At 63.4% G+C, this 26,348-nt stretch carries 23 protein-coding genes; 14 read left to right on the forward strand and 9 right to left on the reverse strand.

What is annotated here, in order from left to right; translation table 11 throughout:
- Positions 1-77 precede the first annotated feature (77 nt).
- Positions 78-1,607: a PLP-dependent aminotransferase family protein gene (locus tag CAF78_RS17390; protein ID WP_085676518.1), complete on the forward strand. Its 1,530-nt coding sequence runs from the start codon at positions 78-80 to the stop codon at positions 1,605-1,607.
- Between the two features lie 30 nt (positions 1,608-1,637).
- Here CAF78_RS17390 and CAF78_RS17395 read toward each other — a convergent pair whose 3' ends face one another.
- The 4 genes from CAF78_RS17395 to aspA form a co-directional block, all read right to left on the reverse strand.
- Positions 1,638-2,741, reverse strand: a complete 1,104-nt coding sequence (locus CAF78_RS17395; RefSeq protein WP_085676517.1) for a polyamine ABC transporter substrate-binding protein — start codon at positions 2,739-2,741, stop codon at positions 1,638-1,640.
- Complete coding sequence (locus CAF78_RS17400; protein WP_085676516.1) at positions 2,741-3,784, reverse strand: histone deacetylase family protein; 1,044 nt, start codon at positions 3,782-3,784, stop codon at positions 2,741-2,743. Before CAF78_RS17400 ends, CAF78_RS17395 begins: the two co-directional genes overlap by 1 nt.
- A 116-nt stretch (positions 3,785-3,900) precedes the next feature.
- The gene (locus tag CAF78_RS17405) at positions 3,901-4,893 is read right to left on the reverse strand and encodes an AraC family transcriptional regulator (RefSeq protein ID WP_085676515.1); all 993 of its coding nucleotides are present in this window, start codon (positions 4,891-4,893) and stop codon (positions 3,901-3,903) included.
- 182 nt (positions 4,894-5,075) lie between these two features.
- Entirely contained in the window at positions 5,076-6,500 is a 1,425-nt protein-coding gene (gene aspA, locus CAF78_RS17410; RefSeq protein WP_027917067.1) for an aspartate ammonia-lyase, read from the reverse strand.
- A 182-nt stretch (positions 6,501-6,682) separates the two neighbouring features.
- Here aspA and CAF78_RS17415 point away from each other — a divergent pair, with 182 nt between their 5' ends.
- Positions 6,683-7,600, forward strand: coding sequence for a LysR substrate-binding domain-containing protein (locus CAF78_RS17415; protein ID WP_085676514.1), 918 nt, complete (start codon positions 6,683-6,685; stop codon positions 7,598-7,600).
- Here CAF78_RS17415 and CAF78_RS17420 read toward each other — a convergent pair.
- Entirely contained in the window at positions 7,592-8,221 is a 630-nt protein-coding gene (locus tag CAF78_RS17420) for a hypothetical protein (RefSeq protein ID WP_085676513.1), read from the reverse strand. The genes CAF78_RS17415 and CAF78_RS17420 overlap by 9 nt on opposite strands.
- 273 nt (positions 8,222-8,494) lie before the next feature.
- Between CAF78_RS17420 and purE the strand changes: the two genes are divergently transcribed.
- The 4 genes from purE (at position 8,495) to CAF78_RS17440 (ending at position 11,016) form a co-directional block, all read left to right on the forward strand.
- Positions 8,495-8,986, forward strand: a complete 492-nt coding sequence (gene purE / locus CAF78_RS17425; RefSeq protein WP_003253304.1) for a 5-(carboxyamino)imidazole ribonucleotide mutase — start codon at positions 8,495-8,497, stop codon at positions 8,984-8,986.
- Positions 8,987-8,996: 10 nt separating this feature from the next.
- Positions 8,997-10,079, forward strand: coding sequence for a 5-(carboxyamino)imidazole ribonucleotide synthase (locus tag CAF78_RS17430; RefSeq protein ID WP_085676512.1), 1,083 nt, complete (start codon positions 8,997-8,999; stop codon positions 10,077-10,079).
- Positions 10,080-10,187: 108 nt separating this feature from the next.
- A complete protein-coding gene (locus CAF78_RS17435) occupies positions 10,188-10,433 on the forward strand; it encodes a GlsB/YeaQ/YmgE family stress response membrane protein (protein WP_060477266.1) in 246 nt (81 codons plus the stop codon).
- Positions 10,434-10,482: 49 nt separating this feature from the next.
- Positions 10,483-11,016 carry a DUF3299 domain-containing protein gene (locus CAF78_RS17440; protein WP_085676511.1) on the forward strand — a complete coding sequence of 178 codons (534 nt, stop codon included), beginning with the start codon at positions 10,483-10,485 and terminating at the stop codon, positions 11,014-11,016.
- A gap of 114 nt (positions 11,017-11,130) precedes the next feature.
- Here the strand turns inward: CAF78_RS17440 and CAF78_RS17445 are convergent, their stop codons facing one another.
- Both CAF78_RS17445 and CAF78_RS17450 read right to left on the reverse strand, forming a co-directional pair.
- Positions 11,131-12,027, reverse strand: coding sequence for a D-hexose-6-phosphate mutarotase (locus CAF78_RS17445; protein WP_085676510.1), 897 nt, complete (start codon positions 12,025-12,027; stop codon positions 11,131-11,133).
- Between the two features lie 72 nt (positions 12,028-12,099).
- Positions 12,100-12,498 carry an acyl-CoA thioesterase gene (locus tag CAF78_RS17450; RefSeq protein WP_027917060.1) on the reverse strand — a complete coding sequence of 133 codons (399 nt, stop codon included), beginning with the start codon at positions 12,496-12,498 and terminating at the stop codon, positions 12,100-12,102.
- A gap of 359 nt (positions 12,499-12,857) precedes the next feature.
- Between CAF78_RS17450 and CAF78_RS17455 the strand changes: the two genes are divergently transcribed.
- The 8 genes from CAF78_RS17455 (at position 12,858) to CAF78_RS17490 (ending at position 23,526) form a co-directional block, all read left to right on the forward strand.
- Positions 12,858-14,147: an MFS transporter gene (locus CAF78_RS17455; protein WP_085676509.1), complete on the forward strand. Its 1,290-nt coding sequence runs from the start codon at positions 12,858-12,860 to the stop codon at positions 14,145-14,147.
- A gap of 255 nt (positions 14,148-14,402) precedes the next feature.
- Positions 14,403-15,401 carry a phosphate ABC transporter substrate-binding protein PstS gene (locus tag CAF78_RS17460; protein ID WP_085676508.1) on the forward strand — a complete coding sequence of 333 codons (999 nt, stop codon included), beginning with the start codon at positions 14,403-14,405 and terminating at the stop codon, positions 15,399-15,401.
- A gap of 139 nt (positions 15,402-15,540) precedes the next feature.
- Positions 15,541-17,829, forward strand: a complete 2,289-nt coding sequence (locus CAF78_RS17465; RefSeq protein ID WP_085676507.1) for an ABC transporter permease subunit — start codon at positions 15,541-15,543, stop codon at positions 17,827-17,829.
- Between the two features lie 17 nt (positions 17,830-17,846).
- Entirely contained in the window at positions 17,847-19,517 is a 1,671-nt protein-coding gene (gene pstA / locus CAF78_RS17470) for a phosphate ABC transporter permease PstA (RefSeq protein ID WP_085676506.1), read from the forward strand.
- Between the two features lie 73 nt (positions 19,518-19,590).
- A complete protein-coding gene (pstB, locus tag CAF78_RS17475) occupies positions 19,591-20,424 on the forward strand; it encodes a phosphate ABC transporter ATP-binding protein PstB (RefSeq protein ID WP_054884758.1) in 834 nt (277 codons plus the stop codon).
- A gap of 154 nt (positions 20,425-20,578) precedes the next feature.
- Positions 20,579-21,349, forward strand: a complete 771-nt coding sequence (gene phoU, locus CAF78_RS17480; RefSeq protein ID WP_085676505.1) for a phosphate signaling complex protein PhoU — start codon at positions 20,579-20,581, stop codon at positions 21,347-21,349.
- A 163-nt stretch (positions 21,350-21,512) separates the two neighbouring features.
- Positions 21,513-22,415: a response regulator gene (locus CAF78_RS17485; RefSeq protein WP_085676504.1), complete on the forward strand. Its 903-nt coding sequence runs from the start codon at positions 21,513-21,515 to the stop codon at positions 22,413-22,415.
- A gap of 208 nt (positions 22,416-22,623) precedes the next feature.
- Entirely contained in the window at positions 22,624-23,526 is a 903-nt protein-coding gene (locus CAF78_RS17490) for a peptidoglycan DD-metalloendopeptidase family protein (protein WP_085676503.1), read from the forward strand.
- A 2-nt stretch (positions 23,527-23,528) separates the two neighbouring features.
- Here CAF78_RS17490 and CAF78_RS17495 read toward each other — a convergent pair whose 3' ends face one another.
- Both CAF78_RS17495 and phoR read right to left on the reverse strand, forming a co-directional pair.
- Positions 23,529-24,869, reverse strand: a complete 1,341-nt coding sequence (locus tag CAF78_RS17495) for a hemolysin family protein (protein ID WP_085676502.1) — start codon at positions 24,867-24,869, stop codon at positions 23,529-23,531.
- A gap of 128 nt (positions 24,870-24,997) precedes the next feature.
- A complete protein-coding gene (gene phoR / locus CAF78_RS17500) occupies positions 24,998-26,305 on the reverse strand; it encodes a phosphate regulon sensor histidine kinase PhoR (protein ID WP_085676501.1) in 1,308 nt (435 codons plus the stop codon).
- Positions 26,306-26,348: the final 43 nt, after the last annotated feature.

Below are 26,348 nucleotides of genomic sequence, written 5' to 3' on the forward strand. Positions count from 1 at the left end.
GTCGAATGGCTCCATCCTAGGCAGGCTATTGGTTCTGGGTAAGAGCCATTAATGACTGTTTTGATAGGTCCAATGCCATGAGCGAACGCCCCCTCGTATTGCCTTTCGATCCTGCCGGTATCGTTCTCGATCGCCGTCGCGGGCTCAGTCAGCAGCTGTACCAGGCCTTGCGTGCGCGGGTGCTGGATGGCCGCCTGAGCAGCGGTACCCGGTTGCCGGCCACGCGCGAGCTGGCGAATGTGCTGGCGCTGTCGCGTAACAGCGTGGTGCGTGCCTATGACCAGTTGTATGCCGAGGGCTTTATCGAAAGCCGGGTCGGTGACGGCACTTATGTGAGCCGAGTGGCAAAACTATCCACACAACTGTCCACAGGGTTATCCCGGGGTTTATCAACAGACTTATCCACATTTTTGGTCAAAAATACTGAGGATTTATCCAGCAACACACTATCCAGTGAGCCGTTGGAACGTCTGAAAAATAACCACCTGCCGCCGCCAAAAAGCGGTGCCCCGAGGGCATTCCGAGTCGGGATTCCGGCATTCGATCTATTCCCTTTCGACGTCTGGGCCAAGCTGCAGGCGGGTTTCTGGCGCAATCCGGCCCTGGCGCAGCTGGGTTATGGCGACCCGGCGGGTGAACCTGTGCTACGCGAGCTGATTGCCGCCTACTTGCGGCGTTCACGCGGCCTGTCCTGCACGGCTGAACAAATTGTGATCACCAGCGGCGCACAGCAGGCGATCAGCCTTTGTGCACAGTTGCTGTTGCAGCCGGGCGACGGGGTGGCTGTGGAAAACCCAGGTTACCGGGCGGCCGGGCATACCTTCGCTGTAGCCGGTGGCAAGGTGACCGGCGTCGCGGTGGACGAGGAGGGCATGGATTGCCAGCGCCTGGAGCAGGTGACAGGCTGCCGGCTGGCCTACGTCACCCCGGCGCACCAGTACCCGACCGGCGTGACCATGAGCCTGCCTCGGCGCTTGGCCTTGCTGGCCTGGGCCGAGCGCAACGACGGCTGGATCATCGAGGATGACTACGACGGCGAGTACCGCTACAGCGGTGCGCCCTTGGCCCCGCTGGCGGCGCTCGACCGCCAGGGGCGGGTGCTGTACGTCGGTACCTTCGGCAAGATCGCCTTTCCGGCTTTGCGCCTGGGCTACCTGGTGCTGCCGCCACGGCTGGTGCAGGCGTTCAGCCAGGGCCGGGCACTGGCGGTGCGGCATTCGGAGGTGGGCACCCAGTGCGTGATGGCCGAGTTCATGGCACAGGGGCATTTCCAGCGGCACATCCGGCGCATGCGCAAGGCAGCCTTGAGCCGGCGCGATGTACTCAAGGCGGGATGGCCTGCGGATGTGCCGGGGCTTGGTGCGATGCCGGAGGTAGCGGCCGGGCTGCATGTGAAGGTGGATGTGGATAACTTTGCGCGCGAGCAGGACCTGGTGGCCCGGGCCGAGGCGGTAGGCGTCGAAGTGAACGCGCTGAGCAGTTACTGGCTGGAGGAAAGCGAGGTGCCTGTGGATAAGCGGGCAGGGCTGGTGCTGGGGTTTGCGGCGGTGCCGGAAGGGCAGATCGCCGAAGCCTTGATGCGTTTGCGCAAGGCCTGGAGGGCGTGAATGGGACTGCGAAGCAGCCCCTGGCTTGCCTCAGGTACCGGACTTGATCCGGGTCCAGGCCCGAGTTCGTGCCCGTTCAGCCTCACGCGTCAACGGTTTCAGCGTATACAGCTTGGTCATCGCCTCTGCCGTCGGGTACAGGTTCGGGTTGTTGCGAATCGCCGGGCTGACCTTGTCGGTGGCATCCTTGTTCGGGTTCGGGTAGCCGACGAAGTCGCTGATCGGCGCGATCACCTCAGGCCGCAGCAGGTAGTTGATGAAGGCATGGGCATCTTCCGGGTTGGCCGCGTTCTTCGGGATCGCCAGCATGTCGAACCAGATCGGTGCGCCTTCCTTGGGCAGGCGCATGTCCACCACCACGCCGTTCTTCGCATCCTTCGCACGGTTGGCAGCCTGCGAGAAGCTGCCGCTGTAGCCCACCGCCACGCAGATGTCGCCATTGGCGATGTCGGCCATGTACTTGGAGGAATGGAAATAGGTGATGTACGGGCGGATCTTCAGCAACAGCGCCTCGGCCTTCTTGTAGTCGTCCGGCTTGTCGCTGTTCGGCGGCAGACCCAGGTGTTGCAGGGCCAGTGGCAGGATCTCCGAGGGCGAGTCGAGCAGCGCCACGCCGCACTGCTTGAGCTTGGCGATGTTCTCTTCCTTGAAGATCAGGTCCCAGCTGTCGACCGGGGCCTTGTCGCCGAGCACGGCCTTGACCTTGTCCGGGTTGAAGCCGATCAGAATGGTGCCGTACATGTACGGCACGGCAAACTTGTTGCCCGGATCGTTGGCTTCGATCAGCTTCATCAGTGCCGGATCCAGGTGTTGCCAGTTCGGCAGCTTGCTGCGGTCCAGCGGCTGGAACACCCCCGCTTCGATCTGCTTGGCGAGGAACACGTTGGACGGCACGACCACGTCGTAGCCGGAGTTGCCGGTGAGCAGCTTGGCCTCGAGCGCTTCGTTGGTGTCGAAGATGTCGTAGATCAGCTTGACGCCACTGTCCTTCTGGAAGTCGCTCAAGGTCTGCGGGGTGATGTAATCGAACCAGTTATACACACGCAGGGTGCGCTGCTCGGCTTGAGCGTGCAGGGCACCGGTGAACAGGGTGGCAGCGATGAACGGGGCGAGCAGACGCTTGAGTCGGACCATTACCGGGCTCCTGGTTGGGCGCGCTGGAAGCCTTCCAGCACATTGACCGCGTTGATACCGATTTCTTCCACAGCGTAGCCACCTTCCATCACGAACAGGGTTGGCTTGCCGAGCTGGGCGATGCGCTGGCCCATTTCCAGGTAATCCGGGCTGTCCAGCTTGAACTGGGAGATCGGGTCGTCCTTGAAGGTGTCCACGCCCAGGGAGATCACCAGCACGTCGGCATCATAGGCGGCAATGCGCTGGCAGGCGTCTTCCAGTGCGGCGCTCCAGGCCGCCCAGTCGCTGCCGGCGGGTAGTGGGTAGTTGATGTTGCAACCTTCGCCGGCGCCCTCACCGGTTTCGTCGGCATAGCCGAGGAAGAACGGGAATTCATCTTGTGGGTCGCCGTGGATCGAGGCGAAGAACACGTCGCTGCGCTGGTAGAAGATGTCCTGGGTGCCGTTGCCGTGGTGGTAATCGACATCGAGGATGGCCACCTTGGCGCGGCCCTGGTCGAGGAAAGCCTGGGCGGCAATCGCGGCATTGTTCAGGTAGCAATAGCCGCCCATGACTTCTGCGGCGGCGTGGTGCCCTGGTGGGCGGCACAGGGCGAAGGCCGAGTGAGCGCCTTGCTGGATGGCAGCCTGGGCGGTCAGGGCGACCTGCGCAGCGCTGTAGGCGGCCTGCCAGGTGCCGGCGGTGATCGGTGCGCCGGCGTCGAAGCTGTAGTAGCCCAGTTCGCCATGCAGGCCGGTTGGCTTGACCTGGCGCAGGGTACGTGCCGGCCAGGTGAAGGGCAGCAGGTCACCGTCGTGGCCCAGCGCGGCCCAGCGTGCCCAGGCACCCTGGAAGAAGTCGAGGTAGGCGGCGCTGTGGATGCGCTGCAACGGCGCACGGCCGAAATCGGTTGGGCCCTGGACGTCGCCGAGGTTGCGCTTTTTCACTTGTTCAAGGACGTGGTCGGCCCGAGAGGGCATTTCGAAGCACGGCATCAGCTTGCCGTCGATCAGCTCGCAGCGGCCATGGTGCAGGCGGTGATCATCGGAATAGATCGTCAGCATTTGTTGTTCTCCGGGGGTACTGGCGTGGGCCCATTTTCACGGGCGGGCAGGTGGCAGAGAACGACGCAAACGGCCAAAAGGGGATCGATGTGGCCAAGCTCGTTGGCCACTGCAGGTCAACCGCGGAAGTGGCTGGGGGCGACTCCGCTCCAACGCTGGAATGCATGGCGGAAACTCGCGGTCTCGCTGAACCCCAAGGTTTCGGCGATCCGGTAGATCGGCATCTGCTCGTCAGCCAGCAATTGCTTGGCTTGATCGAAGCGCAGCTCATCGAGCAGTTGTTGATAACTGCAACCCAGCGCCTGCAGGTGCCGGCGCAAGGTCCGCGACGAACAGTTCATCTGCCGTGCCAGCCCCTCCAGGCCCGGCGCCGCGTCCAGCTGTTGCAGCAACAGCTGGCGGATCCGCCCAAGCCAGGCCTGGCGCCCGGTGAACTCCAGGTTCAGGCGCCGGCAGCGCTCACTCATGGCCTTGTGGGTAATCGGGTCGGCCAGCGGCAATGGCATGTCCAGCCAGCGCCGCTCGAAGGCAAAGGCGTTGTCCTCGGCGTCGAAAGCCAGTGGGCACTGGAAGGCGCCGGTGTAGAGGCTGTGGTAGCCCGGCCGTGGGTGCTCGAAGCGGGCGCCGAGCAGCGGCAGGGTGCGACCGAGCAGGTCATCGCAGATCACTTTCAACGACACCAGGCAGAATTCGGCATTGAAGGCGGCGAGTGCCGGGCTGTCGTGGTATTCGCTGGCGCTGAACCAGACGCGCTGGCCATCGTCGACCAGGCGCAGCTTGAAGACTGTTCCCAGCAGTGCCGGATAGTGCAGCGCCAGGCGCAGGGCGTCACCCAAAGTGGCACTGGAGAGCAGGGCGTAACCGAGCATGCCGTAGCACGACACATGCATGCGCCGGCCCAGTTCCAGGCCAATCTCCTCGCGTCGGGCCACGGCATTGGCGCACACCTGCAGCTCTTGCTGGGTGGTGATGCGTGCATCGCTATGGCCCAGGTCGGCCGGGCCTATGCCGCTGCCGGCGAGCAACGTTGTCGCCTCGCAGCCTTCTTCCTGGAACAGGTTGAGGATCAGCGAAACCGCGTTGAGGGTGGTCAGGTGGCTGTGCAGCATGCTCGGTCATCCCGTGGGCCTGGGAGGCATTATGGAGCAAGTTGTGTGCCGATACCGGTATGGCATGGCTGTCGTGGCATTCGTGAGGCGAAAAAAAAGGCCCGGAGCGTGCGCTCGGGCCTTTGAAAGGTTGAGAGGTGTCTAGTCCCTCGACCTGGTGAGACTGTTTGCAGCGGCCTGAGTTACGCCTTCAGCGGAACCAGACGTGGAGCGATCATGTTTTCCGGACGCAGGATGTCGTCGAGCATCGCGTCGTCCAGCAGCTTTTCTTCACGCACCAGTTCCAGTACGCCGCGGCCGGTTTCCAGGGCAACGCGGGCGATGCGGGTGGCGTTTTCGTAGCCGATGTACGGGTTCAGGGCGGTGACCAGGCCGATCGAGTGCTCGACCAGTTCGCGGCAGCGCTGTTCGTTGGCGGTGATGCCGACGATGCAGTGCTCGCGCAGCATGTCCATGGCGCGCTGGAGCAGGCGGATCGAGTCGAAGATCTTGTAGGCGATCAGCGGCTCCATCACGTTCAGCTGCAGCTGGCCACCTTCGGCGGCGACGGTCAGGGCCAGGTCGTTGCCCATGATGGCGAAGGCCACCTGGTTGACGGCCTCAGGGATAACAGGGTTGACCTTGCCTGGCATGATCGAGCTGCCTGGCTGACGCGCTGGCAGGTTGATCTCGTTGATGCCGGTGCGCGGGCCGCTGGACAGCAAGCGCAGGTCGTTGCAGATCTTCGACAGCTTGACCGCGGTACGCTTGAGCATGCCGGAGAACAGCACGAAGGCGCCCATGTCGGAGGTGGCTTCGATCAGGTCGGCAGCCGGTACCAGCGGTTGGCCGCTGATGGTGGCCAGGCGTTGTACGGCCAGGGCCTGGTAGCCAGGGTCGGCGTTGATGCCGGTACCGATGGCAGTACCACCCAGGTTGATTTCGGTCAGCAGTTCCGGAGCCAGCGAGCGCAGGCGCTGCAGGTCTTCGGTCATGGTGGTGGCGAAGGCGCGGAATTCCTGGCCCAGGGTCATCGGTACGGCGTCCTGCAGCTGGGTACGGCCCATCTTCAGTACGTGGTCGAATTCCTTGCCTTTGGCAGCGAAGGCCTGGATCAGGCTGTCGAGGCTGGCCAGCAGGGCGTCGTGGCCGAGCAGCAGGCCCAGGCGGATGGCGGTCGGGTAGGCGTCGTTGGTCGACTGCGCCATGTTCACGTCGTTGTTCGGGTGCAGGTACTGGTACTCACCCTTCTGGTGGCCCATGGCCTCCAGCGCGACGTTGGCGATGACTTCGTTCGCGTTCATGTTGGTGGAAGTACCGGCACCACCCTGGATCATGTCCACCACGAACTGGTCGTGGTAATCGCCTTTGATCAGGCGGGCGCAGGCTGCACTGATGGCAGCATGCTTGGCATCGCTCAGGTGACCCAGCTCACGGTTGGCGTCGGCAGCAGCCTGCTTGACCATGGCCAGGGCCACGACCAGCTTCGGGTAGTGCGACAGCGGAACACCGGAGAGGTGGAAGTTGTTGGCAGCGCGCAGGGTCTGGATGCCGTAGTAGGCATCGGCAGGGACTTCAAGGGTACCAAGCAGATCTTTTTCGACGCGGAACGATGCAGCGGAGGACATGATGGATATCATCTCGATTTTGACCCGGCACATGCCGGAATGGCGACAATCCTAGGCCTGAAGGGGATTTTGCGGCCAATGCTGTTGCACGCTAACCTATGCACAAACGGCATAGTGTTTCATGTGACGCCAATTGATATTCGAGCGTGTTCCATTTTGGTGCACGCCGGGAGATCTGCTTCATGAACCTCGAAAGCAAGTGGCTGGAGGACTTCAGCGCCCTGGCCTCCACCCGCAGTTTTTCCCAGGCGGCCGAGCGGCGTTTCGTCACGCAACCGGCCTTCAGCCGGCGTATACGCAGTTTGGAAGCAGCGCTGGGGCTGACCTTGGTGAATCGTTCCCGCACGCCGATAGAACTGACCGAGGCAGGCCAGCTGTTTCTCGTCACCGCGCGTACAGTTGTCGACCAGTTGAGCGAAGTTCTCCGCCATTTGCACCACCTCGAAGGTGGCCAGGGCGAGGTGATCCAGGTGGCCGCCGCACATTCCCTGGCATCAGGCTTTTTCCCGCGTTGGGTGGCCCAGCTGCGCAACGATGGATTGAACATCGCCACCCGCCTGGTGGCGACTAACGTCGGAGATGCCGTGCACGCCCTGCGTGAAGGTGGCTGCGACCTGATGCTGGCGTTCTACGACCCGGATGCGGCGCTGCAGATGGACGCCGAGATCTTCCCGTCGCTGCACATGGGCACCACCGAGATGCTGCCGGTGTGCGCCGTGGGGAGCGACGGCAAGCCCATGTTCGACCTGGAGGGTGATGCCAGCGTGCCGTTGCTGGCCTACAGTGCCGGCGCGTTTCTCGGGCGTTCGGTGAACTTGCTGCTGCGCCAGCGCAACCTGCGCTACACCACTGTTTATGAAACGGCCATGGCTGACAGCCTCAAGAGCATGGCACTGGAGGGGATGGGGATTGCCTGGGTGCCGCGCCTGTCCATGCGGGGTGAGCTGGAGCGCGGTGAGCTGGTGATCTGCGGAGGCAGCCAGTGGCATGTACCGCTGGAAATCCGCCTTTACCGCTGCGCCCTGGTGCGCAAGGCCAACGTGCGCCTGCTGTGGCGCAAGCTGGAGTCGGCTGGGGGGCCGGGCGAGGGGTCAGTTTGAGTTGTACTTCAGGTAATCGGCTATGGCCGCACGGTTCTGGTCGCTGTATCGGTAACAGTTGGAGCGTAGCGCGACACGGTTGGGCACCATGTAGGTTTCGCAGAACCAGCCGTTGAAGTGGGTTTCTGCGTTTTCGTGGGTGGCGGAAAGCATATGACCAATTTCATGGCCGGGCACTGCATGGCTGGTCATCGACGCGATAGCCGTGTTGCCGCTCGGCTGGGCGAGGCCGGCAACGAAGGTCAACCCGCTTTGGTCATAACTCTCCCGTGTCAGTAACAGGTCTTTGTTCATGAACGAAAAAGGCCTTACCGAGCGCTGGTTGTCGATCTCATGGGTGAAGGCATCGAGGATCTCAATGGATGTCATCGCGCCATAGTCGATGTCGGTCAGCCCCGGGATGGCGCGTTGAAAGATCACCTCGATCGGGTGCTGCGTGAAGCTGCGCATCTCGTCCAGCCACGCCTGGAAGAAGTCGTCATGCAGCTGCTTGTCGCTGATGCTGGCCAGTTCATCGTGTGGATAGACCGTGATCACCAATGATCTGGCGGCCCAGGCTGAAGGCAGGACCACGCTGCAGACGAGGCTGACTGCAAGGGCGATGCAGCGGTGTTTGAGCATTTTGGCGTCCTTCTCTAGCGGCAGGCAGACAGGGTGCGGATTCTCTGGCGTGGGCATGCCTTCGACCAGCAGGAAAAGTTGTCCCGCGAGACAGCTTGCCCTTTGATCCGACATGTGCTTGCAGGGGTGGGCGGCCCGCCCAGAAATACGCTACAATCCCGCGCCTTCGGCCGACCCGGTCGATTCAGAATCCGTATGACAAGCCACGCCGGTCCACCTGCGTGGCTTGTTGCTTTTAGCGCGCCAGAAGGCGCTTGCAGGAGAGGCTCGACGATGAGTGCACTGGTTGGCGTGATCATGGGCTCCAAGTCCGATTGGTCCACCCTTAGCCACACCGCCGATATGCTGGAAAAACTCGGCATTCCCTACGAAGTGAAGGTGGTTTCCGCCCACCGCACCCCGGACTTGCTGTTCCAGTACGCCGAAGAGGCCGAAGGGCGTGGCATCGAGGTGATCATTGCGGGTGCCGGTGGCGCTGCCCACCTGCCAGGCATGTGTGCCGCCAAGACCCACCTGCCGGTGCTGGGCGTACCCGTGCAGTCGTCGATGCTGTCGGGCGTCGATTCGCTGCTGTCGATCGTGCAGATGCCTGCCGGTGTGCCGGTTGCCACCCTGGCCATCGGCCGCGCTGGCGCCGTCAACGCCGCACTGCTGTCGGCGAGCATCCTGGGCGCCAAGTACCCGCAGTACCACGCGGCGCTCAAGCAGTTCCGCACCGAGCAGACCGACACCGTGCTGGACAATCCAGACCCGCGCCAGGCTTGAGGTTGAACCCATGAAGATCGGTGTAATCGGTGGCGGCCAACTGGGCCGCATGCTGGCCCTGGCGGGTACCCCGCTGGGCATGAACTTCGCCTTCCTCGACCCGGCGCCAGACGCCTGTGCCGCCCCACTGGGCGAGCACCTGCGTGCCGACTACGGCGATCAGGACCACCTGCGCCAGCTGGCCGACGAAGTCGATCTGGTGACCTTCGAATTCGAAAGCGTCCCGGCCGAAACCGTGGCGTTCCTGTCGCAATTCGTCCCGGTCTATCCGAGTGCCGAAGCGCTGCGCATCGCCCGCGACCGCCTGTTCGAAAAAAGCATGTTCCGCGACCTGGGCATCCCGACCCCAGCCTTCGCCGACATCCTCTCGCAGGCAGACCTCGACGCAGCGGTTGCCAGCATTGGCCTGCCGGCCGTGCTCAAGACCCGCACCCTGGGCTACGACGGCAAGGGCCAGAAGGTTTTGCGCACGCCGGAAGACGTGGTGGGTACCTTCGCCGAACTGGGCAGCGTGCCTTGCCTGCTGGAAGGCTTCGTACCGTTCACGGGCGAAGTGTCGCTGGTGGCCGTGCGTGCCCGTGATGGCGAAACCCGCTTCTACCCGCTGGTGCACAACACCCACGAGAGCGGCATTCTGCGCCTGTCGGTGGCCAGCGAAGCGCATCCGCTGCAGGGCCTGGCCGAAGACTACGTCGGCCGTGTGCTCAAGCAGCTGGATTACGTCGGCGTGATGGCCTTCGAGTTCTTCGAAGTCGACGGTGGCCTGAAGGCCAACGAAATCGCCCCGCGTGTGCACAATTCCGGGCACTGGACCATCGAAGGCGCCGAGTGCAGCCAGTTCGAGAACCACCTGCGCGCCGTAGCCGGCCTGCCGCTGGGTTCGACCGCCAAGGTCGGCGAGAGCGCCATGCTCAACTTCATCGGCGAAGTGCCGGCGGTGGACAAGGTCGTGGCCATCGAGGGCTGCCACCTGCACCACTACGGCAAGGCCTTCAAGGTCGGGCGCAAGGTCGGCCACGCCACCCTGCGCTGCCCGGACATGGCCACCCTCGAGCGCAAGATTGCTGAAGTAGAGGCTCTGATCAGCAACTGATCGAGCGCCGGATCGAACTTCTGCAAGCAGCTTGCCCTCTGAACATGGCAACACGCCAAAGCCCGTCTAGGCTTTGGCGTGTTCCATCTTCACTTCAGAGGGACTGCCATGGGCATCATTGGAACCATCTTCATCGGCCTCATCGTCGGCCTGCTGGCCCGCTTCCTCAAGCCGGGCGACGACAGCATGGGCTGGATCATGACCATTCTGCTGGGTATTGCCGGCTCCCTGCTCGCCACTTATGGCGGCCAGGCTCTGGGGATCTACCAGGCGGGCCAGGCTGCTGGATTCATCGGTGCGCTGATCGGTGCGATCATCCTTCTGGTGATCTACGGATTCATCAAGAAACGCTGAATACTGGTTAGAATGCCCGGCAATTCATCCCGAGTTGCCGAGCATTTTCATGCGTGCCTTTTTTCTCATTCCGTTGCTTCTGGCCAGCACCCTGGCCCATGCCGAACTGCCCGAGACCGACTGGCTGGAGCTGATGCCCAAGTCGGACCAGAAGGCCCTCGAAGAGATGCCCGAAATCGATCACAACTCGCCGGAAGCCAATGGCACCTTCACTGCCAAGGGCGGCCTGAAGCAGAGCAAAGGCCTGCCGGCGGTGATGTATTCGACCAAGACCGTGGCCACCATGAACGGCAAGGACATCCGCCTGGGTGGCTACCCGGTGCCGCTGGAGAGCGATGCCAAGGGCAACAGCACCTTGTTCTTCCTGGTGCCTTACCCTGGCGCCTGCATCCACGTGCCGCCGCCGCCGCCCAACCAGTTGGTACTGGTGCGTTATCCGAAGGGGTTGAAGATCGATGACATCTACACACCGCTGTGGGTCAGCGGCAAGCTGAAGGTGGAGAAGGTCAGCAACGACCTGGCCGATGCGGCCTATGCGCTGGATGCGGGGCAGGTGAGGGTGGTGGAAGACGCCGACCTCTGATCGCCTGTGCCGGCCTCTTCGCGGGCAAGCCCTCTCCCACAGGATCTGCACGGTTCTGAATGCTGTGAAGTACCTGTGAGAGCGGGCTTGCCCGCGAAGAGGCTGCCGCCAGGTTCAGATCTTTTCGCTGCCAATCCTGACCTGCAACGAATGGCTGGAGCCCGGCTTGAGTTCCACCACATCATCCCAGACATTCGCCGTTTCGATGCACAGCATTCGCTGCCAGCCATCATCGGCCATGTCTGCCAGCTCCTTGGCCCGCTCGGTCCAGGGGTTCCAGATCACCGCTGAACGCGACCCGCTGCAGGTCAGGATGATCCGCCGCTCCCAGTGCGGGTCGACAATGCTCAGCGTCTGCGGCGTACCCAGGTAGATCCGGTCGGTTTCCCCGGCAAACGCCAATGCACCCTGCTGCTTGCGCTGTTCCCAATCCGCCAGTGTCTCGATGTACTGCAGCCCCTCGACCCCTTCGACCCGCGCCTGGCGCACGTCGCTGACGGCGAAGTAACTGTGCAGCGCCTGGCTGATGGTCACGAGGCTGTTGCCCATGTTGCGGCTGTTCAGGGACACGGTGAGCTCGCAACCGAGCACGATCTGCAGCTTCAGCTCGACATCATGCGGCCAGCCCGGCAGATCGCCCTGGGCCTCCGGCAGCTCGAATTCGATGTACAGGTCATCGCCTTTTTCTTCGACGCCCAGCAGCTGCCAGTCACGCGTGCGCGCCAGGCCGTGGGCGGGCGCCTGCTCGCCACGGTACATGGCCTGCACCGATGCGGGGTTGCGCTGCAGGTTGCCAAACCACGGCCAGCACACCGGCACACCGGCACGTACCGATTTGCCCTGGCGGAAGATGGCCTGGTCGCTCAGCCACAGCAGCGGTGGTTCGCCAACACGTTGGTAGCTGAGAATCTGCGCGCCTTGCTGGGCGATCAGTAGTTCGGCGTGGCCGCTGCTGATGCGCCAGCAGTTGAGTTCGCCGTGTTGCTCGGATTCGACCTTGAAGGTAGCCATTGCGCTCGTCTCATTGATTGCCTGTGGGCCCTTGGACCCGATGACGTGCAATGAGTTTACCGCTCGCGAGGCTCAGCGACGAGGCACCGAGCGGGTGCGGCCGCTGCCGTCGATGGCGACGAACACGAACGTCGCTTCGGTGACCTTGCGCCATTCGCTGGACAGCGGGTCGTCGCTCCACACCTCGACCATCATGCGGATCGAGCTGCGGCCGATTTCCAGGGTCTGGGTATAGAACGACAGCTGCGCGCCCACGGCCACCGGCACCAGGAATGCCATGCGGTCGATGGATACCGTGGCCACCCGGCCGCCCGCGACGCGGCTGGCCATGGCGGTGCCGGCCAGGTCCATCTGCGCGACCAGCCAGCCGCCGAAGATGTCGCCGAAGCCGTTGGTTTCGCGCGGTAGCGCGGTGATCTGCAAGGCCAGGTCGCCTTGCGGGATAGGATCTTCTTGTTCGAGCTCAATCATGCGATGGGGCCTCTGACCCGTGACGCTTTCGTTGGTGTGGCTCAAGGCCGGGAAAACGATTCAGCTGACAACATACTACGCTGATTCCGCTTTGCTGGGCGGCCATAGGGAAACTCTGCGAAACCGTCTGACATCACGACCGGCGTTTTCGCACAACTTCCCGCGGTTAAAGCAACCTTTTCCTACGAGCGGCCAGTATATATAGCCAATCGCTACGCGACGACCGCGCATTCATGAATATCTGTATGGATTTTGTATCGCTTTCAGCGCAGCTCGGCAATTTGCTATCTTCGCTCCTCGCCCCAATCCAGAAGCCGCGCAACAAGCGGCCTGCATGCCCTACAAGAGAACGACGAGCGATGACCTCCGTGCCGAGCAGTATCGAGCAGCCCTCGCGGCCGCTGACCCGCAGTGACTACAAGACCCTCTCACTGTCCGCGCTGGGCGGAGCCCTTGAGTTCTACGACTTCATCATCTTCGTGTTCTTCGCCACGGTGGTCGGCAAGCTGTTCTTCCCCGCCGACATGCCGGAATGGCTACGCCTGATGCAGACCTTCGGCATCTTCGCCGCCGGTTACCTGGCCCGGCCGCTGGGTGGCATCGTCATGGCCCACTTTGGTGACCTGCTCGGGCGCAAGAAGATGTTCACACTGAGCATCTTCATGATGGCCCTGCCGACCCTGATCATGGGCCTGCTGCCGACGTATGCACAGGTCGGCCTGTTGGCGCCGATCCTGTTGCTGCTGATGCGGGTGATCCAGGGCGCGGCCATCGGTGGTGAAGTGCCGGGCGCCTGGGTGTTCGTCTCCGAGCACGTGCCGGCGCGCAACACCGGCTACGCCTGCGGCACCCTGACCGCCGGCCTGACGGCGGGCATCCTGCTCGGTTCGCTGGTGGCGACCCTGATCAACACCCTTTACAGCGCTGAAGAAGTGGCTGACTACGCCTGGCGGATCCCGTTCCTGCTTGGCGGTGTGTTCGGCCTGTTCTCGGTGTACCTGCGCCGCTGGCTGCATGAAACCCCGGTGTTCGCCGAGATGCAGCAGCGCAAGGCCCTGGCCGAAGAGCTGCCGCTGCGCGCGGTGCTGCGTGACCACCGTGGCCCGATCATCCTGTCGATGCTGCTGACCTGGATGCTTTCAGCAGGCATCGTGGTGGTGATCCTGATGACCCCGGCACTGCTGCAGAGCCTCTACCACGTCAGCCCCACCGATTCGCTCAAGGCCAACAGCCTGGCGATCGTGCTGCTCAGCTTCGGCTGCATCGGTGCCGGCAGCCTGGCCGACCGCTTCGGGGCGGGCCGGGTGTTCGTGATCGGCAGCCTGCTGCTGCTGGCCAGTTCCTGGACCTTCTACCACAGCCTGCCGACCCATCCTGAGCTGTTGTTCCCGCTGTATGCGGTGACCGGGTTGTGCGTGGGTGTCATCGGCGCTGTGCCATACGTGATGGTCAAGGCTTTCCCGGCGGTGGTGCGCTTCAGCGGGCTGTCGTTTTCCTACAACGTTGCCTACGCCATCTTCGGCGGCCTCACGCCGATGGTGGTGACGGCGCTGCTCAAGGTGAGCCCGATGGCGCCTGCCTACTACGTGGCAGGCCTGTGCGCCGTCGGTCTGGCCGTGGGCCTGTACCTGCTCGCCAACAAGCGCTGATCTGACGGCTGGCATGATCCCTGTGGGAGCGGGCGAGCCCGCGAAGCAGGCGCCGCGGTGCATGGCACGGGCTTCGCCCGTGTTCGCGGGCTAGCCCGCTCCCACAGGGATGGGTGCTGGCTGCTGATTGGATGCCAGCAACTCATGATGGCCTTTCATCCATTTGTCACATTCAAGTCATATCGTATTCATGCGGCCTGCAGATACTTGGCCCCGTTCCATCCAACACCCCCATATTCCTGCTAGGAGCAAGGCATGAAACTGAAGCGTTTGATGGCGGCCCTCACCTTTGCCGCCGCTGGCGTTGCAGCCGCCAACGCGGTAGCCGCTGTCGACCCTGCGATCCCGACCTACACCAAGACCACCGGTGTGTCGGGCAACCTCTCCAGCGTCGGTTCCGACACCCTCGCGAACCTGATGACTCTGTGGGCCGAGGCCTACAAGAAGGAATATCCGAACGTAAACATCCAGATCCAGGCGGCCGGCTCCTCCACCGCGCCACCCGCGCTGACCGAAGGCACCGCCAACCTCGGCCCGATGAGCCGCAAGATGAAGGACGTCGAGCTGCAGGCCTTCGAGCAGAAGTACGGCTACAAGCCGACCGCCATCCCGGTCGCCGTCGACGCCCTGGCCGTGTTCGTGCACAAGGACAACCCGATCAAGGGCCTGACCATGGCCCAGGTCGATGCCATCTTCTCGTCCACCCGCCTGTGCGGCGCCAAAGCCGACGTCAAGACCTGGGGCGACCTGGGCGTGACCGGCGACCTGGCCAACAAGCCGGTTCAGCTGTTCGGCCGCAACTCGGTATCGGGTACCTACGGCTACTTCAAGGAAGAAGCCCTGTGCAAAGGCGACTTCAAGCCTAGCGTCAACGAACAGCCCGGCTCGGCTTCGGTCGTGCAGTCGATCAGCTCCTCGCTGAACGGCATCGGCTACTCGGGCATCGGCTACAAGACGGCCAGCGTCAAGACCGTGGCCCTGGCCAAGAAAGAAGGCGGCGAGTTCGTTGAAGACAACGAAACCAACGCCTTGAACGGCACCTACCCGCTGTCGCGCTTCCTGTACGTCTACGTCAACAAGGCGCCGAACAAGCCTCTAGCCCCGCTGGAAGCCGAGTTCGTCAAGCTGGTGCTGTCGCAAGCGGGCCAGCAGGTCGTGGTGAAGGATGGCTACATCCCGCTGCCAGCCAAAGTGGTCGACAAGACCCTGGCTGACCTGGGCCTGTCCCACGCGGGTAACGTTGCAAAGAAGTAACTGACTGAGGATGAGGCCGGTGCTGATGCCCGGCCTCTTCCACGACTTTCCAGTCCGGTGCCAGGGTTCCTGAGCGGCGGGCTTTTTTGCGTCAACTCACTGTCATGTTTTTGTCATACGGGACCGCTAGGGTGTGCGCATGAATGATCTGGCCAATTCCACAATGACCCCAAACTCCCCTCCCGTGCGGATTGACTTCAATACGCCCGAGTTGCAACGCAAGCGCCGGATGCGCGCCCTCAAGGATCGCCTGACCCGCTGGTACGTACTGGTGGGCGGGCTGGCTGTATTGGCAGCCATTACGCTGATCTTCTTCTACCTGGCTTACGTGGTGCTGCCGCTGTTCCAGGGCGCCGAACTGACCAGCAAGAAGGCCCTGGAGCCGACCTGGCTGCAACAGGATGCCGGCAAGCCACTGATGATCGCCCTTGAAGAGCAGAACCTGGTCGGCATGCGCGTTTCGGACAAGGGGCAGGCCATTTTCTTCGACACCAAGCGCGGTAACGAGCTCAGCCGTGTCGACTTGCCACTGCCGGCAGGCACCGAGGTCACTTCAATCAGCGCCGACCAGCCGGGCAGCCCGCTGGTTGTGCTCGGTTTGTCCAATGGTCAGGCGCTGGTGTTCCACCACACCTACAAGATCACCTACCCGGACAACAAGAAGACCATCACCCCAGGCATCGACTACCCGTACGGCCAGTCGCCGTTCGTGCTCGATGAGCAGGGCCGCGCGCTTGAGCACGTGAGCGTTAACGTCAATGGCGATACCCTGGTGCTGGCCGGCTCCACGGGTGCGCACCTGCAGGTGGTCGAGCTGTCGCGTACGGAAAACATGCTGACCGGCGAGACCAGCACCGAGCAGAACCGCATCGAATTGCCGCAGATGACCGAAGTGGTGAAGAACATCTTCATCGACCCGCGCCAGCAGTGGCTGTACGTGATCAACGGGCGCGCCACTGCGGATGTCTTCAGCCTCCGCGACAAGAGCCTCAATGGCCGCTACAAGCTGGCCGAGAGTGCCGACACCGAAATCACCGCCACCGCCCAGCTGGTGGGTGGCATTTCGCTGATCATCGGTGACTCCAAGGGCGGCCTCGCCCAGTGGTTCATGGCCCGTGACCCGGATGGCGAGCAGCGCCTCAAGCAGATCCGTACCTTCCAGCTGGGCAAGGCGCCTATCGTCCAGATCGATGCCGAAGAGCGCCGCAAGGGCTTCATCGCCTTGGATAGCGACGGCAAGCTCGGCGTGTTCCACAGCACCGCGCACCGTACCCTGCTGGTCGAACAGGCCGCCGAAGGCCCAGGCATCCTGGCCCTGTCGCCACGCGCCAACCGCATCATCATCGAAGAAGGCGGCAAGCTGCTGCCGTTGAGCCTGCGCAACCCGCACCCGGAAATCTCCTTCAGCGCGCTGTGGGGCAAGGTCTGGTACGAAAACTACGACGAGCCCAAGTACGTCTGGCAGTCGACCGCCTCGAACACTGACTTCGAACCCAAGCTGAGCCTCTCGCCGCTGACCTTCGGTACCCTCAAGGCGGCGTTCTACGCGATGATCCTGGCCGCCCCGCTGGCCATTGCCGCCGCCATCTACACCGCCTATTTCATGGCGCCGGGCATGCGCCGCAAGGTCAAGCCGGTGATCGAACTGATGGAAGCGATGCCGACGGTGATCCTCGGCTTCTTCGCCGGCCTGTTCCTCGCACCCTACCTGGAAGGCCACCTGCCAGGCGTGTTCAGCCTGTTCCTGATCATGCCCATCGGTATCTTGCTCACGGGCTTCACCTGGAGCCGCCTGCCGGAGTCGATCCGCCTGCGTGTCCCGGATGGCTGGGAAGCGGCGATACTGATCCCGGTGATCCTCGCCATCGGCTGGTTTGCTCTGTCGGTCAGCCCGTACCTCGAAAGCTGGTTCTTCGGTGGCGACATGCGACTGTGGATCGAGCACACGCTCGGCCTGCGCTACGACCAGCGCAACGCCCTGGTGGTGGGTATTGCCATGGGCTTTGCGGTCATCCCGAACATCTACTCGATCGCCGAAGACGCCGTGTTCAGCGTGCCGCGCAGCCTGACCCTGGGCTCCCTGGCCCTGGGGGCAACGCCGTGGCAGACCCTGACCCGCGTGGTCATCCTCACCGCCAGCCCGGGTATCTTCTCGGCGCTGATGATCGGCATGGGGCGTGCGGTGGGCGAAACCATGATCGTGCTGATGGCCACCGGCAACACCCCGGTGATGGAACTGAACCTGTTCGAAGGCATGCGCACCCTGGCCGCCAACGTGGCGGTGGAAATGCCCGAATCGGAAGTCGGCGGCAGCCACTATCGTGTGCTGTTCCTCGCCGCCCTCGTGCTGCTGATGTTCACCTTCGTCATGAACACCTTGGCCGAGCTGATTCGCCAGCGTCTGCGCAAGAAATACTCGTCGCTTTGATAGAAAGGTAGCGATCCGTGAAAAAGGATTCCCTCAAAGGCTGGTTCAAGAGCGGCGCCCCAGGCGTCTGGATCAGCGGTGGCGCGGTGGCCATGGCGGTGATCATGACCGTTGGCCTGCTGGCGGTGATCGCCGTGCGCGGCCTGGGCCACTTCTGGCCGGCCGACCTGATCCAGGCCACCTACAAGGTGCCGGGCCAGGCCGACCACGTGGTCATCGGCGAAGTGGTGCAGAAGGAAGAGGTCCCGCGTGCCCGCCTCAAGGGCGCCGGCCTGCCGGTACCGGACGATGGCCCGGAGTTCATGACCCGCGAGCTGGTCAAGGTGGGTAACCGCGACCTCAACGGCAGCGACTTCACCTGGGTGGTCGGCGACTGGCTGGTCGATGAGCAGCGCCCGGCCGACCTGATCGCCCTGGAGCGCCGCGAGTGGGGCAACTTCTACGGCTACCTGGTCAGCGTCAAGGAAGAAGGCCGGGTGGTTGCCCAAGGCCCGGCGGCCTGGAACGAGCTGCAAGCCCGTCTCAAGCGCGCCAGCCAGCTCAACAGCGAACTGCAAACCCTCGAGAAGAAGGACATCGGTGCCATCAACCATGGCCTCGAGCGCCTGCGCCTGCACGGCCGCAAGCTGGAGCTGGACGGCAAGCTGGACGCCACTGCCCAGGCCGACATGGACGCCGAGCGCGCCGAGCTGAACAGCCGTTACAAGGCCATCGAAGACCGCCTGCTGGGCCTGCACCAGGCCTTTGCCCGCGACAGCCTGGTGGCCCGCGACGGCAACGGCCGCGAAGTGGAAATCAACCTGAGCAAGGTGGTGCATGCCGTCCAGCCGAACGGCATGTCCGGCATGAGCAAGCTGGGTACCTACTTCGCCAAGGTCTGGGAATTCCTCAGCGACGACCCGCGTGAAGCCAACACCGAGGGCGGTATCTTCCCGGCCATCTTCGGTACCGTGATGATGACCCTGATCATGGCCGTTATCGTCACGCCATTCGGCGTGCTGGCCGCGGTCTACCTGCGCGAGTACGCCCGCCAGGGCCCGGTGACCCGCCTGATCCGCATTGCGGTGAACAACCTGGCAGGCGTACCGGCGATCGTCTACGGCGTGTTCGGCCTGGGCTTCTTCGTCTACGTGCTGGGCGGTTCGATCGACCGCCTGTTCTTCCCCGAAGCGCTGCCGGCACCGACCCTGGGCACCCCAGGCTTGCTGTGGGCTTCGCTGACCCTGGCGCTGCTGGCCGTGCCGGTGGTGATCGTGGCCACCGAAGAAGGCCTGGCGCGGATTCCGCGGACCGTGCGCGAAGGCTCCCTGGCCCTGGGCGCGACCAAGGCCGAAACCCTGTGGAAGATCGTCCTGCCGATGGCCAGCCCGGCCATGATGACCGGCATGATCCTCGCCGTGGCCCGCGCCGCCGGTGAAGTGGCGCCGCTGATGCTGGTGGGTGTGGTGAAGCTGGCGCCATCGCTGCCGCTGGACGGCAACTACCCGTACCTGCACCTGGACCAGAAGATCATGCACCTGGGCTTCCACATCTACGACGTCGGCTTCCAGAGCCCGAACGTCGAAGCCGCGCGACCGCTGGTGTACGCCACCGCGCTGCTGCTGGTGCTGGTGATCGCCACCCTCAACCTGTCGGCGGTGTGGATCCGTAACCACCTGCGCGAGAAGTACAAGGCGCTCGACAGCTGAGCCTGACTTGCAAGCGTGCCGCCTGCCAGCCGGGCGGCCCTTTGAAACGTATTGATAGCGTATGGAGTTGACCATGCAGCATGATTCCCATACCCACGGCATCGACATGTCTGCCCTGGGTCGCGACAAGCAGGGCCTGCGCCTGGCCGAAGAAACCGTGGCCATCGAAGTGCCGGGCCTGAGCCTGTTCTACGGCGACAAACAAGCGCTGTTCGACGTGCAGATGAACATTCCCAAGCAGCGCGTGACCGCCTTCATCGGCCCGTCCGGCTGCGGCAAGTCGACCTTGCTGCGCACCTTCAACCGCATGAACGACCTGGTCGACGGCTGCCGCGTGGAGGGCGCCATCAACCTGTATGGCAACAACATCTACCGCAAGGGCGAAGACGTGGCCGAGCTGCGTCGCCGGGTGGGCATGGTGTTCCAGAAGCCCAACCCGTTCCCCAAGACCATCTACGAGAACGTGGTCTACGGCCTGCGTATCCAGGGCATCAACAAGAAACGCGTGCTCGATGAAGCCGTGGAGTGGGCACTGAAGGGCGCTGCCCTGTGGGACGAGGTCAAGGACCGCCTGCATGAGTCTGCCCTGGGCCTGTCTGGTGGCCAGCAGCAGCGTCTGGTGATCGCCCGTACCATCGCCGTCGAGCCTGAGGTACTGCTGCTCGACGAACCGTGCTCGGCGCTGGACCCGATCTCGACGCTGAAGGTCGAAGAGCTGATCTACGAACTGAAATCCAAGTACACCATCGTCATCGTGACCCACAACATGCAGCAGGCAGCCCGTGTTTCGGACTACACCGCGTTCATGTACATGGGCAAACTGGTCGAATTCGGTGATACCGACACCCTGTTCACCAACCCGGCGAAGAAACAGACCGAAGACTACATCACCGGTCGTTACGGCTAGCAGCCTGCGGCCCCTGTGGGAGCGGGCGTGCCCGCGAAGCAGGCGCTGCGGTGTGTGGCACCGGCTTTGCCGGTGTTCGCGGGCATGCCCGCACCCACAGGGAATGACACGAACCACTTGAAGCTTGCAGCTTGCAGCTTCGCGGAGCGAAACGATGATCAACAAAGAAAGCCTGACGCACCATATTTCCCAGCAGTTCAACGCCGAACTCGAAGAGGTGCGCAGCCACTTGCTGGCCATGGGTGGCCTGGTCGAGAAGCAGGTCAACGATGCCGTGACCGCGCTGATCGAAGCCGACTCGGGCCTGGCCCAGCAGGTGCGTGAAGTCGACGAGCAGATCAACCAGATGGAGCGCAACATCGACGAGGAATGCCTGCGCATCCTCGCCCGCCGCCAGCCGGCGGCCTCCGACCTGCGCCTGATCATCAGCATCTCCAAGTCGGTGATCGACCTTGAGCGTATTGGTGACGAATCGACCAAGATCGCCCGCCGCGCCATCCAGCTGTGCGAGGAAGGCGAGTCGCCGCGTGGCTATGTCGAGGTGCGCCACATCGGCGACCAGGTGCGCAACATGGTGCGCGACGCCCTCGATGCCTTCGCCCGCTTCGACGCCGACCTGGCGCTGGCGGTGGCCCAGTACGACAAGACCATCGACCGCGAGTACAAGACTGCCCTGCGCGAACTGGTCACCTACATGATGGAAGACCCGCGTTCGATCTCGCGTGTGCTCAGCGTGATCTGGGTGCTGCGCTCGCTGGAGCGGATTGGCGACCACGCGCGCAACATCTCGGAGCTGGTGATCTACCTGGTGCGCGGTACCGACGTACGTCACATGGGCCTCAAGCGCATGAAGGCAGAAGTCGAAGGCACCGCGGGCGAACTGGCCGAAAACGCTAATGTTCCGGGCAAACCTGACGATAAATAAGATTGCTCGCGAGCATCGACGCCCGGCCTGTGCCGGGCGTTTTCGTGTGTGGCAGAGCATCAGCAGGCACCCGCGAACGATGCGAAGAAGTCCCGGCGTGACCCTAGAGTTGGCAAGTGGCCACCATTGCGCGGTAGGCTAGTCGGGTTCAAGAGGAGTATCGATGAGTAAAGTCAATGTGCTGGTCGTGGATGACGCGCCGTTCATTCGTGACCTGGTAAGGAAGTGCCTGCGCAATGCCTTCCCGGGCATGGTCATCGAAGACGCGGTCAACGGCCGCAAGGCCATGGCCATGCTGGCCAAGGAGCCGTTCGACCTGGTCCTGTGCGACTGGGAGATGCCGGAAATGTCCGGCCTGGAATTGCTGACCTGGTGCCGTCAGCAGCCCGAGATGAAGGACCTGCAATTCATCATGGTGACCAGCCGTGGTGACAAGGAGAACGTCATCCAGGCCATCCAGGCCGGCGTCTCCGACTTCGTCGGCAAGCCGTTCACCAATGAGCAGTTACTGACCAAGGTGAAGAAAGCCCTTAGCAAGATCGGCAAGCTGGAAAGCCTGATGGCCGGTGCGCCGGCACGGGTGAATTCGGCGTTCGCCAACGACTCGCTGAGTGCGCTGACCGGCGGCAAGCCTGAAGCGGCCAAGGTGGCGGCGCCTGCTGCCGCTGCGCCGACCAAGCCTTTGCTCAATGCACCGAAGCCGCAGACTGCGGCGGCTGCGGCCCAGGTGGGGCGGGGGCAGGGCCAGTTGCGCCTGGCCAGCGGTACCCAGCCCTGCGTGATCAAGGCGCTGAGCCTCAAGGAAGCATTGTTGGTGGTGCGTCGCAGCGCGGCGCTGCCACAGGTGCTGGAGGGCGCAGTGCTCGACCTGGAGCAGGGTGAGAATGCCGAAGTGGCGCGCCTGAACGGCTATCTGCACGCCATCGCGGCGCTGGAGCCCAAACCAGAAAGCGACTGGCTGCAGCTGACCTTCAAGTTCGTCGACCAGGATGCACAGAAACTCGACTACCTGTCGCGCCTGATCGCCCGTGGTACCCAGCAGAAGCACTTCACCCCCGGCGCCTGATCAAAGCCATACACAGAACCCTGTGGGAGCGGGCTTGCCCGCGAAGCTGGCACCGCGGTGCATGGCACCGGCTCCGCCGGTGTTCGCGGGCTTGCCCGCTCCCACAAGGTTCGCATCAACCTGCCGGGTTCTTCCGACCAGCTGCAATACCCCCCGCCAATCCCGCTGCTAGTCTTCGACAGACCATACCTGTCAAAAAGCCACCATCATGCCAGCCGCCGCCCGCTTGCTGCTTTTCTGTGCCTTGCTTTCGGCCTCGGCGTCGAGCATGGGCATGACTATCTACAAGACCGTCGACAACACCGGCGTGGTCTCGTACTCGGATCGCTACAGCCCGGGGGCGAAAACCTTCGAGCTCAGCGAGCCGATCCTCGATCACATCGATGGCAAGGTGCGCCTGCAGGCCGAAACCTTCCCTGGCGGTGTGCGCTTCATGGTGCGCAACGATTTGTACGTGCCGATGCAGGTCGAGTTGCGCATCGACAAGCTGACCAACGCCTTCGGTGGCAACCAGCCGCGCAACATCCGCACCGTGGTGGGGCCGCGTTCAAGCAAGGTGCTGAGTTCGGTGCTGGCTGCGCCCGGTGGCCAGCTGCAATACGCCACCCGTTTCCAGTACGCCATGGGCGACCCTGGCCAGCGCTCGTTGGCTTACCGCTACCCGTTTCCCTGGAAGGGTGGGCCGTTCCGCCTGACCCAGGGGCCCAACGGCCGCTTCAGCCACTTCGGCCCCAGAAGCCGCTATGCGATGGACATCGCCATGCCGGAGGGCACGCCGATCATTGCTGCGCGAGGCGGGATGGTGGTGAAGGTCGAGAATGGCCAGACTGGTCGGGGCAGCAACCCGGGGGGAAATTTCGTGCGGGTCCTGCACCCCGACGGCACCATGGGTGTGTACCTGCACCTGATGCGCGGTTCGGTGGTGGTGCGCGAAGGCCAGCAGGTGGTGGTCGGGCAGGCTCTGGCCAAGTCGGGCAATACCGGTAACAGCACCGGGCCCCACCTGCACTTCGTGGTGCAGCGCAATGTGGGGCTGGCGCTGGAGTCGATACCGTTCCAGTTCGACCGGCCGCTTGGCGGGCTGCCGGACTTCACTGCCGGCAACCCGTAGGTTCAATCGAGCTTGAGCACCTTGGCCAGGACGATCTTCGGCCCTTTCATCTTCTTGATGATGATGCGCAGGCCTTCGACCTCCAGCACTTCCTCTTCTTCAGGTACGCGCTTGAGCGTCTCGTAGACCAGGCCGGCGAGGGTTTCTGCCTCGATGTGGTCGAGGTCGACACCGAGCAGGCGCTCGACCTTGAACAGTGGCGTATCGCCCCGTACCAGCAGCTTGCCCGGCTGGTAGGCGAGGATGCCGCGTTCGGTCTTGCGGTGTTCGTCCTGGATGTCGCCCACCAATACTTCCAGCACGTCTTCCATGGTCAGGTAGCCGATCACCTTGCCATCGGCTTCCTCCACCAGCACGAAGTGCGCGCCACCCTTGCGGAACTGCTCCAGCAGCTGCGACAGCGGCATGTGCCGCGAAACACGCTCCAGCGGGCGGGCCAGGTCGTCGAGGTCGATGGTTTCGGGCAGGTGTTCGAGTTCGGCCAGCTCCAGCAGCAAATCCTTGATGTGCAGCAGGCCGGTGAATTCCTCGCGCTCGGCGTCGTACACCGGGTAGCGGCTGAACTTGTGCCGGCGCACCAGCGCCAGGATCTCTTTGAGCGGCGCATGGGCGTCGATGCTGACCATGTCCTCACGCGAGTTGGCCCAGTCCACCACTTCCAGTTCGCCCATCTCCACGGCCGAAGCGAGCACGCGCATGCCCTGGTCGCTCGGGTCCTGGCCACGGCTGGAGTGCAGGATCAGCTTGAGCTCTTCGCGGCTGTAGTGGTGCTCATGGTGCGGCCCGGGCTCACCCTGGCCGGCGATGCGCAGGATGGTGTTGGCGCTGGCGTTGAGCAGGTAGATGGCCGGGTACATCACCCAGTAGAACAGGTACAGCGGCACGGCGGTCCACAGCGACAGCAGTTCGGGTTTGCGGATCGCCCACGACTTGGGCGCCAGTTCGCCGACCACGATGTGCAGGTACGAAATGACGAAGAAGGCGACGAAGAACGACACCGCCTTGACCAGTTCGGCGCTGTCCACGCCCAGGTAGGCCAGCAGCGGCTCGAGCAGGTGGGCGAAGGCCGGCTCACCGACCCAGCCCAGGCCCAGCGAGGCGAGGGTGATGCCCAGCTGGCAGGCCGACAGGTAGGCGTCGAGCTGGTTGTGCACCTTGCGCAGGATGCTGCCGCGCCAGCCATGCAGTTCGGCGATGGACTCGACGCGGGTGGCGCGCAGTTTGACCATGGCGAACTCGGCGGCAACGAAGAAGCCGTTGAGCAGCACCAGCAGGAAGGCAAAGATGATCATGCCGAAATCGGCGAATAACGAGGCGAGGCTGATACCAGGGGAAGGGTCCATGATGGAGTTTTTACGGGGTCCGTCTTTGAGATAGAGAGAAAAAAAGTGCCAGCTCTTGCTGGCACAGGGGATCCAATGTAGCGGCTGGTGCAGCAAAAGCAAAGGGCTGCAAAGCAGCCCCTGGTACCTCAGGCCTTGCCGTTGGCCAATTGTGCCGGCCCAAAGTGGCAGGTAAAGGTACTGCCATGCCCCGGCACGCTGCTGATTTCCAGCTTGCCGCGGTGGCGCATGAGCACGTGCTTGACGATCGCCAGCCCCAGGCCGGTGCCGCCGGTATTCGACGCGCGGCTCGAGTCGACCCGGTAGAAGCGTTCGGTCAGCCGCGGCAGGTGCTTGGCGTCGATACCGACCCCGGAATCCTGCACCGACAGGTGCGCGCCGTGTTCATCGCCCCACCAGCGGATACGGATGCTGCCTTCATCCTGGGTGTACTTGACCGCATTGAACACCAGGTTGGAGAAGGCGCTGCGCAGTTCCGACTCGCTGCCTTTCAGGCGCAGGCCCGGCGCGGCTTCCAGGGTGATCTTCTGGTTGCGCGGCCCGGACAGTGCCTGGGCATCGTGCTTGATCGCGGTGAGCAAGGCATCGACCGCCACCGGCTGGTTGTCGGAGGGGTAGTCAGTGGCCTCCAGCTTGGCCAGCAGCAACAGGTCGTTGAGCAGCGTCTGCATGCGCGAGCCTTGCTGGGTCATCTGCTGCAGCGCCCGGGCCCAGCGTGGGTTCACGTCCTCGACGTTGTCCAGCAAGGTTTCCAGGTAACCGGTGATCACCGTCAGCGGCGTGCGCAGCTCGTGGGAGACGTTGGCGACGAAGTCCTTGCGCATCTGCTCGAGCTGGTGAATGCGGGTGACATCGCGCACCAGCATCAGGTGCTCGTTGTTGCCGTAGCGGGTGATGTGCAACTGCACGCGCAGGCGGTCGTTGATCGGCGAGGGGATTTCCAGCGGTTCGACGTAGTTCTCCGCCTCGAAGTATTCCTTGAAGCGCGGGTGGCGCACCAGGTTGGTCACCGGCTGGCCGCCGTCCTGTGGGGTCTTGAAGCCCAGCAGCGTTTCTGCGGCGCGGTTCCACCATTCCAGGTTGCCGTCGCTGTCGAGCATGATCACCGCGTCCCGCAGCGCCGCAGTGGACTCCTGGACCCGGTCGATGACGGCCTGCAGGCGCCCGCGTACGCGCTGGTCGCGGCGCTGCAGGTGGTAGATGCTGTCGAATACTTCACCCCACAGGCCATAGCCATCGGGCGGTGCTTCGTCGGGTTGGTGGTTGCGCAGCCAGTCGTGCAGGCGCAGCAGCTGCTTGAGGGTCCAGCCCAGGTAGAGCGCCAGGCCGATGGCCAGGCTCCAGCCGTAATAGCCGCTCACCAGGCCGCCGATCAGGCAGACGGTGATCAGCAGCAACAGGTGGCGAATCAGGGTCGCGTGCCAGTTCTGGTTCAATTGACGGTCCTTGTACAACGACGTGCAGCTTGGCGCTTGTAGG

Source organism: Pseudomonas sp. R28(2017) (assembly GCF_002112505.1).
In the GTDB taxonomy this organism is placed as follows: Bacteria; Pseudomonadota; Gammaproteobacteria; order Pseudomonadales; family Pseudomonadaceae; genus Aquipseudomonas.

Excerpts from the sequence above, each read along its gene's own strand:
- CAF78_RS17390 (WP_085676518.1), top strand. The coding sequence starts at position 78 with ATGAGCGAACGCCCCCTCGTATTGCCTTTCGATCCTGCCGGTATCGTT.
- CAF78_RS17395 (WP_085676517.1), bottom strand. The coding sequence starts at position 2,741 with ATGGTCCGACTCAAGCGTCTGCTCGCCCCGTTCATCGCTGCCACCCTG.
- CAF78_RS17400 (WP_085676516.1), bottom strand. The coding sequence starts at position 3,784 with ATGCTGACGATCTATTCCGATGATCACCGCCTGCACCATGGCCGCTGC.
- CAF78_RS17405 (WP_085676515.1), bottom strand. The coding sequence starts at position 4,893 with ATGCTGCACAGCCACCTGACCACCCTCAACGCGGTTTCGCTGATCCTC.
- aspA (WP_027917067.1), bottom strand. The coding sequence starts at position 6,500 with ATGTCCTCCGCTGCATCGTTCCGCGTCGAAAAAGATCTGCTTGGTACC.
- CAF78_RS17415 (WP_085676514.1), top strand. The coding sequence starts at position 6,683 with ATGAACCTCGAAAGCAAGTGGCTGGAGGACTTCAGCGCCCTGGCCTCC.
- CAF78_RS17420 (WP_085676513.1), bottom strand. The coding sequence starts at position 8,221 with ATGCTCAAACACCGCTGCATCGCCCTTGCAGTCAGCCTCGTCTGCAGC.
- purE (WP_003253304.1), top strand. The coding sequence starts at position 8,495 with ATGAGTGCACTGGTTGGCGTGATCATGGGCTCCAAGTCCGATTGGTCC.
- CAF78_RS17430 (WP_085676512.1), top strand. The coding sequence starts at position 8,997 with ATGAAGATCGGTGTAATCGGTGGCGGCCAACTGGGCCGCATGCTGGCC.
- CAF78_RS17435 (WP_060477266.1), top strand. The coding sequence starts at position 10,188 with ATGGGCATCATTGGAACCATCTTCATCGGCCTCATCGTCGGCCTGCTG.
- CAF78_RS17440 (WP_085676511.1), top strand. The coding sequence starts at position 10,483 with ATGCGTGCCTTTTTTCTCATTCCGTTGCTTCTGGCCAGCACCCTGGCC.
- CAF78_RS17445 (WP_085676510.1), bottom strand. The coding sequence starts at position 12,027 with ATGGCTACCTTCAAGGTCGAATCCGAGCAACACGGCGAACTCAACTGC.
- CAF78_RS17450 (WP_027917060.1), bottom strand. The coding sequence starts at position 12,498 with ATGATTGAGCTCGAACAAGAAGATCCTATCCCGCAAGGCGACCTGGCC.
- CAF78_RS17455 (WP_085676509.1), top strand. The coding sequence starts at position 12,858 with ATGACCTCCGTGCCGAGCAGTATCGAGCAGCCCTCGCGGCCGCTGACC.
- CAF78_RS17460 (WP_085676508.1), top strand. The coding sequence starts at position 14,403 with ATGAAACTGAAGCGTTTGATGGCGGCCCTCACCTTTGCCGCCGCTGGC.
- CAF78_RS17465 (WP_085676507.1), top strand. The coding sequence starts at position 15,541 with ATGAATGATCTGGCCAATTCCACAATGACCCCAAACTCCCCTCCCGTG.
- pstB (WP_054884758.1), top strand. The coding sequence starts at position 19,591 with ATGCAGCATGATTCCCATACCCACGGCATCGACATGTCTGCCCTGGGT.
- phoU (WP_085676505.1), top strand. The coding sequence starts at position 20,579 with ATGATCAACAAAGAAAGCCTGACGCACCATATTTCCCAGCAGTTCAAC.
- CAF78_RS17485 (WP_085676504.1), top strand. The coding sequence starts at position 21,513 with ATGAGTAAAGTCAATGTGCTGGTCGTGGATGACGCGCCGTTCATTCGT.
- CAF78_RS17490 (WP_085676503.1), top strand. The coding sequence starts at position 22,624 with ATGCCAGCCGCCGCCCGCTTGCTGCTTTTCTGTGCCTTGCTTTCGGCC.
- CAF78_RS17495 (WP_085676502.1), bottom strand. The coding sequence starts at position 24,869 with ATGGACCCTTCCCCTGGTATCAGCCTCGCCTCGTTATTCGCCGATTTC.